The sequence below is a fragment of the Gordonia rubripertincta genome (assembly GCF_038024875.1).
GTDB lineage: Bacteria > Actinomycetota > Actinomycetes > Mycobacteriales > Mycobacteriaceae > Gordonia > Gordonia rubripertincta.
Map to the genome: position 1 here is coordinate 4,353,743 of NZ_CP136136.1, position 16,282 is coordinate 4,370,024.

Below are 16,282 nucleotides of genomic sequence, written 5' to 3' on the forward strand. Positions count from 1 at the left end.
CGTCAGTCTACGGAAGCATTCGGCACGACCCCGCCCCGCGGATGGTCGACGACGTCACATGACTGCGGTGGCTCAGGCCGGAACCAGGCACGCGATGGCCTCGACATGGTGCGTGAGCGGGAAAGCGTCGAAGCCGCGCAGCCGGGCCACGCGATATCCGGCGCGGGCGAAGAGACCGAGATCACGCGCGAACCGGGCGGCATCACAGCCGACGTGCACCACCACAGCCGGTCTTGCGGCGGCGATCGCCTCGACGACGCGCTCGCCGGCACCGGTGCGCGGCGGATCGAGGACGACGACGTCGGGGGTCTCGCCGAGGTCGTGGACCCGGGCGGCCACCTCACCCCGGTGCGTGACCACACGATCCGCATCGCCGGCGAAGGTCCGCGTCGCCGCGTTCAGTGCACCCGCGTCGGAGTCGACGATGTGGACCTCCTCGAGGCCGGTGCCGTACTGGTCGAGCAACGCGCCGGCGAACACCCCGGCGCCGCCGTAGAGGTCCCACGCGACCCGCGGGCCGGCTCCGAGGTGGTCACCGACGAAGCCCACGACCGTGTCGGCGTAGGTCTGCGGCGCGGCCCGGTGCGCCTGCCAGAACCCGGTCACCGGGATGGCCCACGACCGGTTCCCGACGCGATGGACCGCGGACTCGGCACCCTCGACGACCGTCTGTGCGCGGGGTCGGGATCGGCGTCGACGGTTCTGCTGTGCGCGGCGGCGGGAGTCGCCGTGCCGAACCTCGGCGACGGGCGCGAGTTCGGTGATGTGGCGGGTGCCGTCGGCGTCGATGACCACGGCCAGTTCGGCGTGCGGGGTGAACCTGCGACCGGCGAGGTCGTCGATCATCCCCGGCGCCGGTTGCATGCAGACGTCGTGGATCACCGCGGCACCGCGGAACGCATGCTGCCCCGCACGCCCCCGTCCGTCGACGGCCAGGCGGGTCCGGATGCGCCAGCCGGTGTCGGACCCCGGCAAGCGGTCGACCCCACGCGTCGCGAGGTCGGTGCCGGCGATCGTCGCCTCGTCGAGGTGGCCGACCCGACTCAGGACGTCGAGCAGCACGGCCTTCTTCAGTTCGCGCGCATACCCGGGCTCGATGTGCCCTAGGTCGCAGCATCCCGCTCCCCCGGCCGCCGCCGGGCACACCACCGGAACCCGGTGCGGGGACTCCTCGAGTATCTCGACGGCCTCGGCACGCCAGTACGAGTCGTGGCGGTCGTCGGTGATCTCGGCGACCACGCGCTCGCCGGGAATCGCGCCGCGCACGAACAGGACCCGCCCGTCGGCACGTCCGACCGCCTCCCCACCGTTCGCGGGACGATCGACGGTCACCTCGACGCGCCGCGTCGTTGCCGAGGGTGTCACAGTGTGCGCTCCGATTCGCCCAGGGCGCGGCGGGTCTCGCCCGGCGCCCAGTACCTCTTGGTCTCCTTACGGCGATCCGACGACGTGAGCTGCCAGGGCACCGAGGTCACCATCACCCCGGGCTCGAACAGCAGACGTCCCTTGAGCCGCAGCGCGGACTGGTTGTGCAGGATCTGTTCCCACCAGTGTCCGACGACGTACTCCGGGATGAACACGGTGACCACGTCGCGGGGGTTCTCGCGGCGCACCCGCCGCACGTACTCGATCACCGGCCGGGTGATCTCGCGATACGGGGAGGCGATGACCTTCAACGGGATGGTGATGTCGCTGGCCTCCCACTCGGCCACCAGCTTGCGGGTGTCGCGGTCGTCGACGTTCACCGTGATCGCCTCGAGCACGTCGGGTCTCGTCGCCCGGGCGTACCGCAGGGCACGCTTGGATGCCATGTGCAGACTCGACACCAGGACGATCGAGTGCGTCCGGCTGGGCAGCACACCCTCGTCGTCGGTCTCGGCGCGATCCAGCTCGCGCTGCACCGACGCATAGTGATGGTGGATCAGCTTCATGAGCACGAAGATCGAGACCATCGCCAGCACCGCGATCCACGCACCCGCAGTGAATTTCGTGATCAGGACGACCACCAGAACCGTCGCTGTCATCACCAGGCCGACCGAGTTCACCACCCGCGACTGCAGCATCCGGCGGCGGGCACTCGGGTCGGTCTCGGTGCGCAGCAGACGCGTCCAGTGGCGCACCATGCCGGTCTGACTCAACGTGAACGAGACGAACACGCCCACGATGTAGAGCTGGATCAGCGCGGTCACCTGCGCGCCGAACGCGACCACGAAGATGATCGCCGCGACCGCCAGGAACAGGATGCCGTTGCTGAACGCCAACCGGTCGCCGCGGGTGTGCAGCTGACGCGGCAGGTACCGGTCCTGGGCCAGCACCGAACCGAGCACCGGGAATCCGTTGAACGCGGTGTTCGCGGCCAGCAACAGGATCAGCGCCGTGACGGTCGCGACGAAGAAGAAGCCGGCCGGGAACGAGTCGAAGACGGCGTGGGCGAGCTGCGCGATCATCGCCTTCTGCTGATAACCGTCGGGGGCGCCGATGAGATCCTGCGCCGGATCCATCACGTACTTCGCACCGATCTCCTGGGCGAGCAGGACGATGCCGAGCAGCAGGGTGATGGAGAAGCCACCCAGCATCAGCAGCGTGGTCGCGGCATTGCGCGACTTCGGTTTCCGGAACGCCGGGACGCCGTTGCTGATGGCCTCGACGCCCGTCAGAGCGGCACACCCGGACGAGAACGACCGGGCCACCAGGAAGACCAGCGCGAGCCCGGTGAGGTTGTCCTGTTCCGCCGCGATACCGAAGTCGGCGGTCTCCGAACGGATCTCCTGGCCCAGGACGAAGATCTCGGTGAAGCCCCAGATGAGCATGGCCAGCACGCCGATGATGAAGGCGTAGGTGGGGATGGCCAGGAAGGCCCCGGATTCCTTGATGCCGCGCAGGTTCACCGCGGCGAGGATCATGATCGCACCGACGCAGAACCAGACCTTGTGCTCGTTGACGAACGGCACGGCCGAACCGATGTTCTCCGCTGCCGACGTCACCGAGACCGCGACTGTCAGCACGTAGTCGACGAGCAGCGCGCTGCCGACGGTCAGGCCGGCGTTGGGTCCCAGGTTGACGGTGGCGACCTCGTAGTCGCCGCCACCCGACGGGTATGCGTGGACGTTCTGCCGGTAACTCGCGACCACCACCGCCAGGACCACGGCGACGGCGATCGCGACCCATGGGGTGAAGGCGAGGGCGGTGATCCCGGCGACCGACAGGACCAGGAAGATCTCCTGCGGGGCGTACGCCACCGAGCTCATGGCGTCGGAGGCGAAGACCGGGAGGGCGATCCGTTTGGGGAGCAAGGTGTGGCCCAGCTTGTCGCTGCGGAAAGGCCTGCCGAGCAGGAGGCGCTTCGTCGCGACGGACACCTTGGAGACGGTGGACACCAGGCAACCCTAGAGCGTCCGCGTCGCGGCGGGTAGGTTCGACTCGCGGCACGCAGGTCGCGTCAGGAGAGGAATGTCGTGCAGGTAGTCATCATGGGTTGTGGGCGTGTCGGATCGTCGCTCGCGATGGCGATGCAGAAACGCGGACACGACGTCGCGATCATCGACCGGGACCCCTCCGCGTTCGCGCGGCTGTCCGTTGATTTCGCCGGCCGCACGATCACCGGCGTGGGCTTCGACCGGGACATCCTCGTGAAGGCCGGGATCGAGCATGCCGATGCCTTCGCCGCGGTGTCGTCGGGCGACAACTCCAACATCATCGCCGCGCGCGTGGCGAGGGAGACCTTCGACGTCGAGCGGGTCGTCGCCCGCATCTACGACGCCAAACGCGCCGAGGTCTACGAACGCCTGGGCATCCCGACGGTCGCCACCGTGCCGTGGACCACCGAACGTTTCGTTTCCGCGCTCGGCGAGATCGCGACGACCGAGTGGCGCGATCCCTCGGGCACTCTCGCGGTCGCCGAGATCGACGTCGACGAGTCGTGGATCGGGGTGTCGGTCGCCAAGTTCCAGGAACAGAGCGGCGCGCGGGTAGTCTTCCTCAACCGGGTCGGCCGGCCGGTCCTGCCGGAGGCCAAAACCGTTCTCCAGCAGGATGATGTGGTCTACGGCGCGGTGCTGCTCGACAACCTGGCCAACGCCCGCCGCATCGCCGCGGCTCCGTTCATCCAGGCGGAGTCCTGAACACCCCGAGGCACCAGAGCCCCGAACACCGAGGAGTCATCCTGTGAAGGTCGCCATCGCCGGAGCCGGCGCGGTCGGGCGCTCGATCGCCCGCGAACTCCTCGTCAACTCGCACGACGTCACACTGTTCGAGCGCAAGGCCGACCACGTCGACCCGGACTCGGTGCCGGGCGCCAAATGGATCCTCGCCGACGCCTGTGAACTCGCGAGACTCGAAGATGCGCAGTTGCAGACCTTCGACGTGATGATCGCCGCGACCGGCGACGACAAGGCCAACCTGGTCGTGAGTCTGCTCGCCAAGACCGAGTTCGCGATCAACCGCGTCGTCGCCCGGGTCAACGATCCGCGCAACGAGTGGCTGTTCGGCGAGGACTGGGGCGTCGATGTCGCGGTGTCGACGCCGCGCCTGCTCGCGTCGCTCGTCGAGGAGGCGGTGTCGGTGGGTGATCTGGTCCGCCTCATGACCTTTCGGCAGGGGCAGGCCAATCTCGTCGAGCTCACCCTGCCGTCGAACACCCCGATGGCGGGCAAGCCGGTACGCAAGCTGGAACTGCCGCGCGACGTGGCACTCGTCGCGATCCTGCGGGGCGGCCGGGTCATCGTGCCGCAGAGCGACGACCCGATCGAGGGCGGCGACGAGCTGATCTTCATCGCCCCGGCGGAGGCGGAACCGGCCCTTTACGAGGCCATGAAGATCACGCGCTGAGGATCACGCCCTGAAGGATCACGCCCTGAAGGATCACGCACCGACGGTTTCTTCCTCGCGGACCGCGCGGCGGACGAGCAGGACCGTGGCGACCACCGCCAGGGCGGTCAGCGGCCAGCCCATCGCGATCCGCGTGAAGGCCAGCCAGCCGGTGGCACCGAGGTCGTAGAGCTCGGACTGGGCGAGATAGCGGGCCGCGAAGACCAGAGCCCACAGGGCGGTGGCGATGTCGTAGGCGCGCAACGTCCGACGGTGCTTGCGCCAGGCGGTCCCCTGCCCGTTCACGAGATGCCAGGCGACCCCGATCAGCGGCCAGCGCACGACGATGGAGATCACGAACGCGATCGCGTACGCGAGGGTGGTCCAGATCCCGAAGAGGAAGTAACCCTTGGCGTCCCCCACGCGGTTGGCGATGAAGACGCAGATGGCCACGCCGAGGAGGCCGGAGATCGCCGGGGTGAGTCCCTCGCGGCGGACGAGCCGCACCACGAAGACCAAAGCCGCGGCGGTGAGCGCGGCGATGATGGCGGCGGTGAGGCCGAAGAAGGAGTTGACGGGGACGAACACGACGACCGGGACCGTCGAGTAGATCAGGCCGGAGACGCCGCCGATCTGATCGAGCACTGTGGGGGCCGGCTCGGGGCCTGGTTCCTGCTCGACGTCGTGCTCGGCGGACTCGTCGTCCGACCTACCGGTGTCACTGGCGGGTGTCACTCGTCGTCGCTGCCCTGCAGCTCGTAGTAGGGGTTGTAGATCACCTTGTGACCGTCCTGCAGGGCGAGCCGGCCCCGCACGGTCACCTTGCGGCCGGGTTCGATGCCGGCGATGCGATTTCGGCCCAGCCACTTCAGCATGACGATGTCGGAGCCGTCGAAGAACTCCGCCTTCACACCGGCCTTGGCCGAGCGTGAACAGGTCTCCACCGCGCGCAGCTCGCCGTGCATGGTGACCTCCTCGCCGCGGGCGCAGTCCGACGCGCGTTGTGCGCCCGTCGCCTTCGACTCCTCGGCGATTCGCTCCGCGTCGACGTCCCCGAGGTCTTCGGTGAGTCGGCGGGTCAGTCGCTTGAGATAACCAGCTGTGGGCATCCCAACCTCCCAATGGATTTCAGCCGGGCGCCAGGGCTTCCGCCACAGCGTCCGCGGCCACCGAACGAATGATCGGTGGCTGTCCGCCAGCGTAGACCCGGCACCCGCCGGTGACAACGTGGACGACTGGGGCTCACCCGCAGTCCCGGGACACCCTAAGGGATGATCTCTGGGTGCCTCGCATCCGGATGAACAATTGATGCCCGTCGTGGACAGTCCGCGAACACGAACACCCACCGCACTGGTGGTGATTCCCGGGACCGGCTCCGATGCCGACCACGTCACACGTGCCTTCGGTCACGCGGCCGCGACGCTCGGTGTGGAGCTGGTCGCGCTCGATCCGACGCCGGCGCTGATCGACGGACACCGTCGAGGTCTCGGGCGCGCGGCGGCCGAGCACGATCGCGTTCTGGTCGGAGGGGTGTCGATCGGCGCCGCGATCGCCCTCGAGTGGGCCCTCGCCGACACCGCCGGACGTTGCGCGGGCGTGTTCGCCGCCCTGCCGGCCTGGAGCGGGGACGCCGATTCCGCGCTCGCCGCCGCGAGCGCGCGGGCGACCGCCGACGCGATGGAACGGAACGGCCTGGAGGCGACGGTCGCCGAGATGACGGCGAGCAGTCCGGACTGGCTGGCCGAGGAGTTGTCGCGCTCCTGGCGCCGGCTGTATCCCGAGGTCATCGGTCAGCTGCGGGACGCGGCGCGCTACTGCGCTCCGACACCCGCCCAGATCGCCGGGCTCACGGTGCCGCTGGCCCTCGTCGCGGCGCGCGACGACCCGATCCATCCCTTCACCGTCGCCCACAGGTGGCACGAAGCAGCACCGCGATCGGCGCTGGTCGAGGTCAGCCTCGAGGGATGGGGCCGCGACCCCGCGTTGCTCGGTACGAGTTGCCTCGACGCGTACACAAGCCTGTCGAGAAACTAGCCCACTGCCGCCGGGTCAGCGACGACGGAAGAAGCGCTGCATCGCCGAGCCGGACGACGGCGGCAGCGGCGCGTCGTCCTCGGGATCCGGGTCGGCGGTGACCGACGGGTCGTCGTGCCCGCCCGATCCGCCTTCGGCCGGGGCCTCGGTGTAGGAGTTCTCGCCGTAGACGGTGGCGTGTGCCACCTGGTCCAGCGCTCCCCCGGAAACCCCTTCCGGGTCGTCGGCGGCCGGGACCTCGGGGGCGGCCGGCTGTGCCCCTGCCTCCGGTTCGGCGAAGATCTGCTGCTGCGCGGCGGCGACCTGGTCGGCCAGCACCGGCGGCAGCACGATCGGGAGGGGTTCGCGCGGCGGGTGCGGCTCGGAACCGCGACGCACAACGGTCTCGGCCAGCACGGCCCGGCTCAGGCGCGCGAGGTCCTCGGCGCTCTCCGACGGCCCGCTGCCGACGCAGCGCACGAGCCAGCGGGGGCCGTCGACGCCGATGAAACGGTGGGTACCTCCTTCGACCTCGGCCACCACCTCGCGGCCCCAGTGGCCGTCCTCGATGCTGGTGGCGGCACCGCCGTCACGCAGCGACTCGGCCAGTTCGCGGACCACCTCACGCCACGTCCCCGGCGACTTGGGTGCCGCGAAGGCACTCACCGAGATCCGGCCGATCGGGGTGACCAGGTAGACGTTCTGGGGCTGGTGGGTCTCCGACATCTCGACGGTCACCTGCCCACCCTCGACGACCGGCACGAGCACCGAGCCCAGGTCGAGGTGGGAGTTCTCCAGTTCACTGGTCTCGGTCGCGAGGGCGTCGATGTCGTAAGGGCCCAATGCCTGTCCGACCCGCAGTTCGTCCGAACCGTTATCCGTCATCGCCCACTCCTCGTTGATCCGCATTCGTGTTGAAGATTAATCGACGCGGGGACAGACGACTCCCGGCGTGTCGTGCTTCAGCCCAGGATGGCGTGGCCGCCGCTGGACCCGTATCCGCCGTCGCCGCGGCTGGTGTCGTCGAGTTCGTCGACCTCGACGAAGTCGGGTAGTTCGACGCGCTGCACGATCAGCTGCGCGATCCGGTCACCACGCGAGATGGTGATGGACTGCTCGGGGTCGAGATTGACGAGGCAGACCTTGATCTCCCCGCGATATCCCGCGTCGATCGTGCCGGGCGAGTTGACGATGGACAGTCCGGCGCGGGCGGCGAGCCCGGAGCGTGGATGGATAAGGCCCACCGTGCCGAACGGCAGCGCGATCGCGATCCCGGTGCCGACCAGCTGACGGCGTCCCGCGGGCAGTTCCAGGTCGATCGTCGAGCACAGGTCGACGCCGGCATCCCCGGGATGAGCTCGAGTGGGCAACGGCAGATCGGGGTCGAGTCGACGTACCGCGATCGGCGGCAGAGGGGGAGATCTGGGGTCACGCACGCAGACTACGCTGGTCAACGTGACCGCACCTCAATCGCCCGACAACACCGGCGACACGTCGGAGAATCCGGCGACGCGCCGCGATCCCGGATCCGCGGACCTCTTCGACGAGCGTCTGCACGTGCCGTGGTGGTGGTGGCTGGCCGCTGCCGTCGTGACCGGCGTGGTGGGCTACGAGATCCAGTTGTCCGCCCACGGCAGCAAGTGGAGCGTGGTCGGTTACGTCGTCACCGCGCTCCTCTGCGTCTTGGTCCTGTGGTCGATGAGCCGCACCCGCGTCCGGGTCACCGCCGACCACGAACTGCAGGCGCATCGCGCCCGGTTGCCGCGGTCCGTCGTCGCACGCGGTGCGTCGATCCCGGCGACCGCCAAGAGCGCCGCCCTCGGCCGCCAACTCGACCCCGCCGCCTACCTGGTGCACCGGTTCTGGGTGAAGACCATGGTCCTCATCGTCCTCGACGATCCCGACGACCCGACCCCCTACTGGTTGGTGTCGACCCGACGCCCGGCCGAGCTCCTGGCGGCTCTCGACATCCCGGACGCCGCCGCAGACCGCCCGTCCGCGACCGCCTGACGGCACCTGCGGCCAAGGGACCGAAGACACGACGAAGGGGCCGCGCCTGGTGGCGCGGCCCCTTCTTCGTCAGGCCCTGCTCGTCGGTCACTCGGCGTCAGGGACTCGTCGTGCACATCCGCGGGTGTTCCGCAGAACTCATGCGCAGTCGACGCAGATCAGCGAGTTGCCGTTCTCCTCGGCCAGCCGGCTACGGTGGTAGACGAGAAAGCAGCTGGTACAAGTGAATTCGTCGGCCTGCTTCGGGATGACCCGGACCGACAGTTCTTCGCCGGAGAGATCGGCACCGGGCAGTTCGAAGGACTCCGCGGTGTCGCTCTCGTCGACGTCGACCGCCGCGGACTGCGCCTCGCTCCGACGGGCCTTCAGCTCTTCGAGCGAGTCTTCGTTGAGGTCCTCGGCCTCGGTGCGTCGTGGCGCGTCGTAATCAGTAGCCATTGTGTGCCTTACTTTGTTGAGAGGGTGAGGGGGCGCTCTCGGTTCCGGCTGGTGGCCGTCACCCAGGGGTGGTGCGCACGACTCCGCCGGAATTGTCTAGCCGGTGGGGTCACTACAACACCGCCTCGAGCACAATTCGTTTCCGAGAATCCGGCGTATTGCGTGACTTCGGTCACGATTAGATGTCGGTTGCACCCCGGGTCTGGAAGCGCGGGCGCCCGAAGAATAGACCACGTCCAGTCAATCGTCAATGTGGCAACGCGAACTTGTCCGAAATCTGGCGTATGACGCAGGTCCGGCCCATCAGCGGGGTCACGACACGGCACCGGCGGCGAGGCTCGCTCCCGCGGCGCGGTGGACCCTCTAGAGTGTTGCGGAGATCGCGCGGGGCGTCGTTCCCGGTGAAGCACAACCGCTCGCGAAGTTCGTCCAGTGAGGAGTCGTTCCACGGTGGTCTCGAAGATTACGACCGGCTACCCGACCGACGAACAGGGCCGCCCGTACCCGCGCCGCCGGTATGCCCCGGCGATCATCACGGTGGTGGTCCTCCTGGTCCTCGGCGTGACCGTCTGGGCGGTCGTGCTCGGCAGCGACGACAGCGAATCGGTCCCCACCGCCTGCAATCAGCCGACGCCGGCGACCGCCACCGAAGCCGGTGCGCCGGAGCCTGCGGAGCCACCGGTACTCACCCCGGTCCCCCGCGACGAGATGCTGGAGGTCGCGCCCGCCGCGCTGTCGACCTTCCAGGTCCGCGTGCTGAACGCGTCCGAGGAACGGGGCGCGGCCCGGTCGGTGTCGGAGGACCTTGCCGCCCAGGGCTTCACCCCGGCCGCCGACACCCCGTTCGCCGACGATCCCGTCTACGTCAACCGGGATCTCAACTGCGTCGCGCAGATCCGGTTCGGTCCCGCGGGCCGTGCCTCCGCCGCGGCCACCTGGCTGGCGTTCCCCTGCGCGCAGCTCGTCGACGACGGACGCCGGGGCACCGCGGTCGACGTCGCACTCGGCACCTACCACTCGGGTGGTGAGCTCTCCCAGGACGCGCAGGCGGCACTCGAGGCGCTGCGGTCGGCCGATCCCACGAACCCCGAGACCGGCGCCGATCCCGCCCTGGTGAAGGCGGTCCACTCGGCCCCGTGCTGAGCGCCGTCTAGACCAGCGGTTCCCGCGCCCCGACCTCGTCCAGCAGCCCGAGGAACTCGTCGGCGACACCCGGTGCGACGGCCACCGTGATGTGTCCCTCGTCCGCCCGTGAGTCCGGCGGCGGGGTCACCACGACCGCACCCGCCTCGGCGGCGATGAGTCCGCCTGCGGCCCAGTCCCAGGGACTCAGGCCGTGTTCGTAATGGGCGTCGACCGCACCCGAGGCCACCATGCACAGATCGAGGGCCGCGGCACCGATCCGCCGGATGTCCCGCACCTTCGGGAGCAGCTCCGCGACGATCCGACCCTGCGCGCGCCGACGGTCGGCGGCATAGCCGAAACCCGTTGCCACGAGCGCGAGATCCGCACGATCGACGGGATTGCAGCGGAGCGGCACACGAGGGCCGTCACCGTCGGCGACCCAGGCACCGCCGCCCAGGGTGGCACCGTAGACGACCTCACGCGCCACGTCGACGACGACACCGGCGACCGAGCGGCCGTCGACCTGCGCCGCCAGCGACACCGCATAGGCGGGGACGCCGTACATGAAGTTGACCGTGCCGTCGATGGGATCGACCACCCAGCGCACACCTGACGGGACGGCACGACTGCCGCCGTGCTCCTCCCCCAGGACCTCGTCGGCAGGCCGGGCCTCGTGCAGGAGCTGCCGGATCAGGCGTTCGGTCTCGGTGTCGGCAACGGTGACCGGATCGGTCTCCGTCGATTTCGTCGAGACAGGGTTCTCGAATGCCCCGTGCCCCGTCGGCTGCGTTGTCGCACCGAACAATTCGGGTCGGCGGCGTCGCACGTGGGCGGCCGCCTCCTGCGCCACGTCCACCGCGATGGCGGCCAGTTCGTCCACCGGAATTGTCTGATCCACGTGTTCCATGTCAGCACATCGGCGGCCGCGACCGCTCACCGGTGAGGTGAAGCAACGTATCTGGAGGGATGCTGCGCGGGCGGCGGCGGGCGCCGATAGCCTGATGTCGATCACCGCCGGCCCGGAAGGAAACTCCGCCATGACCGACACGCCCGCCACCGACAGCTCGCCGACCCCGACGAATCTTGGGTTCGGCGTCGACGTCGGCGGCTCCGGGATCAAGGGCGGCATCGTCGATCTCGACACCGGTGAACTCGTCGGCGATCGATTCAAGGTGCTCACCCCGCAACCGGCCACCCCGGAGGCGGTCGCGGCCGCGGTCGCCGAGGTCGTCGGCCACTTCGACTGGGCGGGTCCGGTCGGCATCACCCTGCCGGGCGTGGTCACCGAGGGCATCATGCGCACCGCCGCGAACATCGACAAGGCGTGGATCGGCACCGACGTCTACGAGCTGTTCAGCCGTCACCTCGGCGGTCGCGCGGTCTCGGTGCTCAACGACGCCGACGCGGCCGGAATGGCCGAGGATGCCTACGGCGCGGGCAAGGGCGTCGACGGCGTGGTGATGTTGCTGACGTTCGGCACCGGCATCGGCTCGGCGATCCTCATCAACGGCAACCTCGTGCCCAACACCGAACTGGGTCACATGCAGGTCGGCAAGAAGGAGGCCGAGCACCAGGCGTCCTCGCGGGTCAAGGAGGAGAAGGACTGGTCCTACGAGAAATGGACCGAGAAGGTGTCCGACGTCCTGAAGGCCTACGAGGCGCTGTTCTGGCCCAAGCTGTTCATCGCCGGCGGCGGCATCAGCCGCAAGTCCGACAAGTGGATTCCCCTGCTCACCAACAAGACCCCGGTCGTGCCCGCCACGCTGCAGAACACCGCGGGCATCGTCGGCGCGGCGATGGCGGTCTCACAGGGCATCAAAACCTAGGCCGCGCCTGGATTGACCAGGGCTTTGTCACATCGGGCGAGCCGATGTCGTTACAATGGTCGTCACCGGTCATCTGAACCGAGAAACCAAGCCCTTGTCCACGGCGGCTCGTGCTGCCGTGTCACGTCTCACGGGACCCGACAAAGACTCCGCAGAAGAGAAGTTCGAAAGGTTGTACGTGGCAGCCATCAAGACCCGCCAGGGGGACGCCGAGGCCGACGAGACCCAGTCGACCACCGCCTCGACCGAAACCCCGGCCAAGCGGACCGCCAAGAAGGCTGCGAAGAAGACCGCCGCCAAGAAGGCGCCCGCGAAGAAGGCAGCAGCGAAGAAGGCCACCAAGAAGGCAGCCCCCAAGAAGGCAGCCAAGAAGGCCACCTCCGCCGAGGGTGTCGGTGACACCGACGCCGAGCCCGAGGACCCGAACTCGATCGACGACATCGACGTTGCCGACGGCGAACTCGAGGACGTGGAGATCGACGACATCGAGGTCGACGAGGACGACGCCGAGGAGACCGACGACGAGGACGACGCCGAGGAGGCCGAGGCGGCACCCGCCGGCGCCAAGACCGCGGCGAAGGAGTCGAGCAAGACCGACGCCGCCGCCAAGTCCGGTGACTTCGTCTGGGACGAAGAGGAGTCCGAGGCACTTCGTCAGGCCCGGAAGGACGCCGAGCTCACCGCTTCGGCCGACAGCGTCCGCGCCTACCTCAAGCAGATCGGCAAGGTCGCTCTCCTCAACGCCGAGGAAGAGGTCGAGCTGGCCAAGCGCATCGAGGCAGGCCTGTTCGCCACCGAGCGTCTCCGCCGCATGATGGATTCCGGCGAGAAGATCAGCACCGCGCAGAAGCGCGACCTGAACTGGATCTCCCGCGACGGCAACCGTGCGAAGAACCACCTGCTCGAGGCCAACCTCCGCCTGGTCGTCTCGCTCGCCAAGCGCTACACCGGCCGCGGGATGGCGTTCCTGGACCTCATCCAGGAAGGCAACCTGGGTCTGATCCGCGCGGTCGAGAAGTTCGACTACACAAAGGGTTACAAGTTCTCGACCTACGCCACGTGGTGGATTCGCCAGGCGATCACCCGCGCGATGGCCGACCAGGCCCGCACCATCCGTATCCCGGTGCACATGGTCGAGGTCATCAACAAGCTGGGCCGCATCCAGCGTGAGCTCCTCCAGGACCTCGGCCGCGAGCCGACTCCCGAGGAACTCGCCAAAGAGATGGACATCACCCCGGAAAAGGTGCTGGAGATCCAGCAGTACGCCCGGGAGCCCATCTCGCTCGACCAGACCATCGGCGATGAGGGCGACAGCCAGCTCGGCGACTTCATCGAAGACTCAGAGGCGGTCGTCGCCGTCGACGCGGTGAGCTTCACCCTTCTGCAGGATCAGCTGCAGTCGGTCCTCGAGACGCTGTCCGAGCGCGAGGCGGGCGTCGTGCGTCTGCGCTTCGGTCTCACCGACGGCCAGCCCCGCACCCTCGACGAGATCGGTCAGGTCTACGGCGTCACGCGTGAGCGCATCCGCCAGATCGAGTCCAAGACGATGTCGAAGCTGCGCCACCCGTCGCGGTCGCAGGTTCTCCGGGATTACCTGGACTAATCACACGCACTCCCCTTCGCCCCCGTTGCCGTCACCCCGGCGACGGGGGCGAAGGCGTTGTCGGGACCGGCCCGTAGTTCCCGGACGCGTCCGATGATCGTCCGCCGACCCCGGATGGCTGGTTCCCGGAGACGTTGTCGGATTGTTGCCCGAGGTAAACGGTGAGTGACGACACACCGATGGCACCTGCCGGAACAATACGAAGCCGCCAAGCGTCTGACAGAGTGAGGTTGACGCATCGCCCGGATGTGTCGGCTCGAAGGGAAGGCGTCCGGACACCGGCGCCGGACCGGGACGGAGGAACAATGACTGACATCGCCACCACCACAGCCCCGATCTACCTACCGCTCACCGCCGCCGATCGCTGTGATCGCTGCGGCGCCGCAGCCAAGGTACGTGCCGTCCTGCCCAAGGGCGGCGAGCTTCTCTTCTGCCGTCATCACTTCAACGAGCACGAAGCCCGACTGGTGGAGCTCAGCGCCACCGTGGTCGAAGCCGAGGGCGAACTGGTCTGACACTCGTCAGGGCCTGACGGGCGAGCCACAGACGACAGAGAACCCGGCCGGATCATCCGGCCGGGTTCTCTCGTGTTCGGGTCGCGGGTGCTCAGCGCGTCAGCGCCACGTCCGCAGCGCGGCGATGCGTTCCTTGAGCTGCTCGGCGGTGGCCATCGCCGTCGGCGGACCCCCCAGGCGGGTCCGCAGCTCGTTGTGCACCATGCCGTGGGGCTTTCCGGTGCGGTGGTGATGCATGGCGACCAGGGTGTTGAGTTCCTTGCGCAGGGCGTGCAGGTTCTCCCCGGTGGTGCCGGGTGCACGCCCGGGATCCGGGGTTTCGGACCTGGGCTCGGCCGGGGTGGACCGCGCGACGACCTGCTCGGCCTGGCGCTTCTGCAACAGGGCACGCACCTGATCGGCGTCGAGCAGCCCCGGCAGGCCGAGGTAGTCCGACTCCTCGTCGCTGCCGGCGAACGTGGCGGTGCCGAACGACGCACCGTCGAAGATCACCTGGTCGAGTTCGGCGTCGGCGTGCAGCGACTGGAATGCCGGCTCGTCCTCCCCCGGTTCGTCCTTCTGCTTGTTCGCGTCGATGAGCAGCTGGTCGTCGAGACCGTCGCTCTCGCGGTGCGGCTTGCCGAGGACGTGATCGCGCTGGGCCTCCATCTGGCTGGCGAGGTCGAGCAGCACCGGGACCGACGGCAGGAACACACTCGCGGTCTCACCGGGGCGGCGCGATCGCACGAAGCGTCCGATCGCCTGCGCGAAGAACAGCGGGGTCGACGAGCTGGTGGCGTAGACGCCGACCGCGAGACGCGGCACGTCGACACCCTCGGACACCATGCGGACCGCGATCATCCACTCGTCCTTCGACGCGGAGAACTCCGCGATCCGCGACGAGGACTTGGGGTCGTCGGACAGGACCAGGGTCGGCTGCTTGCCGGTGATGGCGGTGAGCAGTTCGGCGTAGTCGCGGGCGGTCGACTGGTCGGTCGCGATGACCAGGCCGCCGGCATCGGGCATCCCGCTGGCACGCAGCTGACCGAGCCGGGTGTGCGCGGCAGTGAGGACCGCCGGAATCCAGTCGCCGTGCGGGTCGAGGGCGGTCCGCCAGGCGCGGGCGGTGTGTTCGGCCGACAACGGCTCGCCGAGCCGCGCGGTGAACTCCTCGCCGGCGCTGGTCCGCCAGCTCGCCTCGCCGGAATAGGCCAGGAACACCACCGGACGGACGACGCCGTCCTTCAGCGCGTCGGCGTACCCGTAGGTGTGGTCGGCCTTGGAGCGCTGGTGTCCGCCGGCCTCGGCCTCGTAGACGACGAACGGGATCGGCGAGTCGTCGGAACGGAAGGGCGTACCGGTGAGCAGCAGGCGGCGTTCGGCGTCGTCGAAGGCCTCCCGGATCGCGTCACCCCACGACTTGGCGTCACCACCGTGATGGATCTCGTCGAGGATGACCAGGGTGCGCCGGTTCTCGGTGCGGACGCGATGCTTGGTCGGGTGCGCGGCGACCTGCGCGTAGGTCAGGACGACGCCGTTGTAGTCGGAGCTGGTCTGACCGGTGGAGTTGGAGAAGTGCGAGTCCAGGGCGATGCCCACGCGGGCCGCGGCCTCGGCCCACTGGTGCTTGAGGTGCTCGGTGGGCGCCACGACGGTGATCTGTTCGACCGTGCGATCGTCGAGCAGTTCACGGGCGACACGCAGGCCGAACGTCGTCTTGCCCGCGCCGGGCGTCGCCACCGCGAGGAAGTCCTTCGGCTTGCGCGTGAGGTATTTGGTCAGCGCGCGGCGCTGCCAGGCACGGAGCGATCCGAGGTTGGGAGCAGCGGCTCCCGAGGCGTTGGTGGTGCTGGTGGAGGGTTCGGCGGACGTCACGTGTGTGTTGCTCCTGACGGCGTACGGATTCCCTACCGGGCATGAAATGACCCCTCGCGTTGGGAGGACCCGCGCCGAAGGGGACCCGGCAA

General features: G+C 68.8%; 17 protein-coding genes. 8 read left to right on the plus strand and 9 right to left on the minus strand.

From position 1 onward, the window contains the following. Positions 1-72: 72 nt before the first annotated feature. Positions 73-1,365, minus strand: a complete 1,293-nt coding sequence (locus RVF83_RS19755) for a class I SAM-dependent RNA methyltransferase (RefSeq protein ID WP_005197263.1) — start codon at positions 1,363-1,365, stop codon at positions 73-75. Further along, positions 1,362-3,377: an APC family permease gene (locus RVF83_RS19760; RefSeq protein WP_005197265.1), complete on the minus strand. Its 2,016-nt coding sequence runs from the start codon at positions 3,375-3,377 to the stop codon at positions 1,362-1,364. Before RVF83_RS19760 ends, RVF83_RS19755 begins: the two co-directional genes overlap by 4 nt. Positions 3,378-3,455: 78 nt before the next feature. Here RVF83_RS19760 and RVF83_RS19765 point away from each other — a divergent pair, with 78 nt between their 5' ends. Together RVF83_RS19765 and RVF83_RS19770 are read left to right on the plus strand one after the other, a co-directional pair. After that, complete coding sequence (locus RVF83_RS19765; protein ID WP_005197267.1) at positions 3,456-4,121, plus strand: potassium channel family protein; 666 nt, start codon at positions 3,456-3,458, stop codon at positions 4,119-4,121. Positions 4,122-4,164: 43 nt separating this feature from the next. Beyond that, the gene (locus RVF83_RS19770) at positions 4,165-4,827 is read left to right on the plus strand and encodes a potassium channel family protein (RefSeq protein WP_005197269.1); all 663 of its coding nucleotides are present in this window, start codon (positions 4,165-4,167) and stop codon (positions 4,825-4,827) included. Positions 4,828-4,860: 33 nt separating this feature from the next. Here the strand turns inward: RVF83_RS19770 and RVF83_RS19775 are convergent, their stop codons facing one another. Together RVF83_RS19775 and RVF83_RS19780 are read right to left on the minus strand one after the other, a co-directional pair. After that, positions 4,861-5,541: a DUF3159 domain-containing protein gene (locus tag RVF83_RS19775; RefSeq protein WP_005197271.1), complete on the minus strand. Its 681-nt coding sequence runs from the start codon at positions 5,539-5,541 to the stop codon at positions 4,861-4,863. Then, the gene (locus tag RVF83_RS19780) at positions 5,538-5,915 is read right to left on the minus strand and encodes an OB-fold nucleic acid binding domain-containing protein (RefSeq protein ID WP_005197272.1); all 378 of its coding nucleotides are present in this window, start codon (positions 5,913-5,915) and stop codon (positions 5,538-5,540) included. Before RVF83_RS19780 ends, RVF83_RS19775 begins: the two co-directional genes overlap by 4 nt. Before the next feature lie 199 nt (positions 5,916-6,114). On the opposite strand from RVF83_RS19780, the gene RVF83_RS19785 reads away from it, so the two are divergent. Further along, positions 6,115-6,840 (plus strand): alpha/beta hydrolase, encoded by a 726-nt coding sequence (locus RVF83_RS19785; RefSeq protein WP_005197274.1) that lies wholly within the window; start codon positions 6,115-6,117, stop codon positions 6,838-6,840. A 15-nt stretch (positions 6,841-6,855) separates the two neighbouring features. On the opposite strand, the gene RVF83_RS19790 is transcribed toward RVF83_RS19785, so the two are convergent. Beyond that, complete coding sequence (locus tag RVF83_RS19790; protein ID WP_005197281.1) at positions 6,856-7,704, minus strand: DUF3710 domain-containing protein; 849 nt, start codon at positions 7,702-7,704, stop codon at positions 6,856-6,858. A 77-nt stretch (positions 7,705-7,781) separates the two neighbouring features. Next, positions 7,782-8,255 carry a dUTP diphosphatase gene (dut, locus tag RVF83_RS19795; RefSeq protein WP_341261971.1) on the minus strand — a complete coding sequence of 158 codons (474 nt, stop codon included), beginning with the start codon at positions 8,253-8,255 and terminating at the stop codon, positions 7,782-7,784. Positions 8,256-8,274: 19 nt separating this feature from the next. Here dut and RVF83_RS19800 point away from each other — a divergent pair, with 19 nt between their 5' ends. Then, positions 8,275-8,829 carry a DUF3093 domain-containing protein gene (locus tag RVF83_RS19800; protein ID WP_005197284.1) on the plus strand — a complete coding sequence of 185 codons (555 nt, stop codon included), beginning with the start codon at positions 8,275-8,277 and terminating at the stop codon, positions 8,827-8,829. Between the two features lie 138 nt (positions 8,830-8,967). On the opposite strand, the gene RVF83_RS19805 is transcribed toward RVF83_RS19800, so the two are convergent. Beyond that, on the minus strand, positions 8,968-9,267 hold the full coding sequence (locus RVF83_RS19805; protein WP_005197286.1) for a DUF4193 domain-containing protein: 300 nt from the start codon (positions 9,265-9,267) through the stop codon (positions 8,968-8,970). Positions 9,268-9,717: 450 nt separating this feature from the next. Between RVF83_RS19805 and cei the strand changes: the two genes are divergently transcribed. Then, positions 9,718-10,410 carry an envelope integrity protein Cei gene (gene cei / locus RVF83_RS19810; protein ID WP_005197287.1) on the plus strand — a complete coding sequence of 231 codons (693 nt, stop codon included), beginning with the start codon at positions 9,718-9,720 and terminating at the stop codon, positions 10,408-10,410. Between the two features lie 7 nt (positions 10,411-10,417). Here cei and RVF83_RS19815 read toward each other — a convergent pair whose 3' ends face one another. Then, the gene (locus RVF83_RS19815) at positions 10,418-11,299 is read right to left on the minus strand and encodes an inositol monophosphatase family protein (RefSeq protein WP_005197288.1); all 882 of its coding nucleotides are present in this window, start codon (positions 11,297-11,299) and stop codon (positions 10,418-10,420) included. 130 nt (positions 11,300-11,429) lie between these two features. On the opposite strand from RVF83_RS19815, the gene ppgK reads away from it, so the two are divergent. The 3 genes from ppgK to RVF83_RS19830 all read left to right on the plus strand — a co-directional run bounded on the left by ppgK (position 11,430) and on the right by RVF83_RS19830 (position 14,336). Then, positions 11,430-12,218: a polyphosphate--glucose phosphotransferase gene (ppgK, locus tag RVF83_RS19820; protein WP_005197289.1), complete on the plus strand. Its 789-nt coding sequence runs from the start codon at positions 11,430-11,432 to the stop codon at positions 12,216-12,218. A gap of 178 nt (positions 12,219-12,396) precedes the next feature. Next, the gene (locus RVF83_RS19825; RefSeq protein ID WP_039880267.1) at positions 12,397-13,821 is read left to right on the plus strand and encodes an RNA polymerase sigma factor; all 1,425 of its coding nucleotides are present in this window, start codon (positions 12,397-12,399) and stop codon (positions 13,819-13,821) included. 305 nt (positions 13,822-14,126) lie between these two features. Further along, positions 14,127-14,336: a DUF7455 domain-containing protein gene (locus tag RVF83_RS19830; protein ID WP_005197291.1), complete on the plus strand. Its 210-nt coding sequence runs from the start codon at positions 14,127-14,129 to the stop codon at positions 14,334-14,336. A gap of 99 nt (positions 14,337-14,435) precedes the next feature. Here RVF83_RS19830 and RVF83_RS19835 read toward each other — a convergent pair whose 3' ends face one another. After that, positions 14,436-16,190 (minus strand): DEAD/DEAH box helicase, encoded by a 1,755-nt coding sequence (locus RVF83_RS19835; protein ID WP_005197292.1) that lies wholly within the window; start codon positions 16,188-16,190, stop codon positions 14,436-14,438. Positions 16,191-16,282: the final 92 nt, after the last annotated feature.

Coding starts and splice junctions, on each gene's coding strand:
- RVF83_RS19780 (WP_005197272.1), bottom strand. CDS start 5,915: ATGCCCACAGCTGGTTATCTCAAGCGACTGACCCGCCGACTCACCGAA.
- RVF83_RS19785 (WP_005197274.1), top strand. CDS start 6,115: ATGCCCGTCGTGGACAGTCCGCGAACACGAACACCCACCGCACTGGTG.
- RVF83_RS19790 (WP_005197281.1), bottom strand. CDS start 7,704: ATGACGGATAACGGTTCGGACGAACTGCGGGTCGGACAGGCATTGGGC.
- RVF83_RS19805 (WP_005197286.1), bottom strand. CDS start 9,267: ATGGCTACTGATTACGACGCGCCACGACGCACCGAGGCCGAGGACCTC.
- RVF83_RS19815 (WP_005197288.1), bottom strand. CDS start 11,299: ATGGAACACGTGGATCAGACAATTCCGGTGGACGAACTGGCCGCCATC.
- ppgK (WP_005197289.1), top strand. CDS start 11,430: ATGACCGACACGCCCGCCACCGACAGCTCGCCGACCCCGACGAATCTT.
- RVF83_RS19830 (WP_005197291.1), top strand. CDS start 14,127: ATGACTGACATCGCCACCACCACAGCCCCGATCTACCTACCGCTCACC.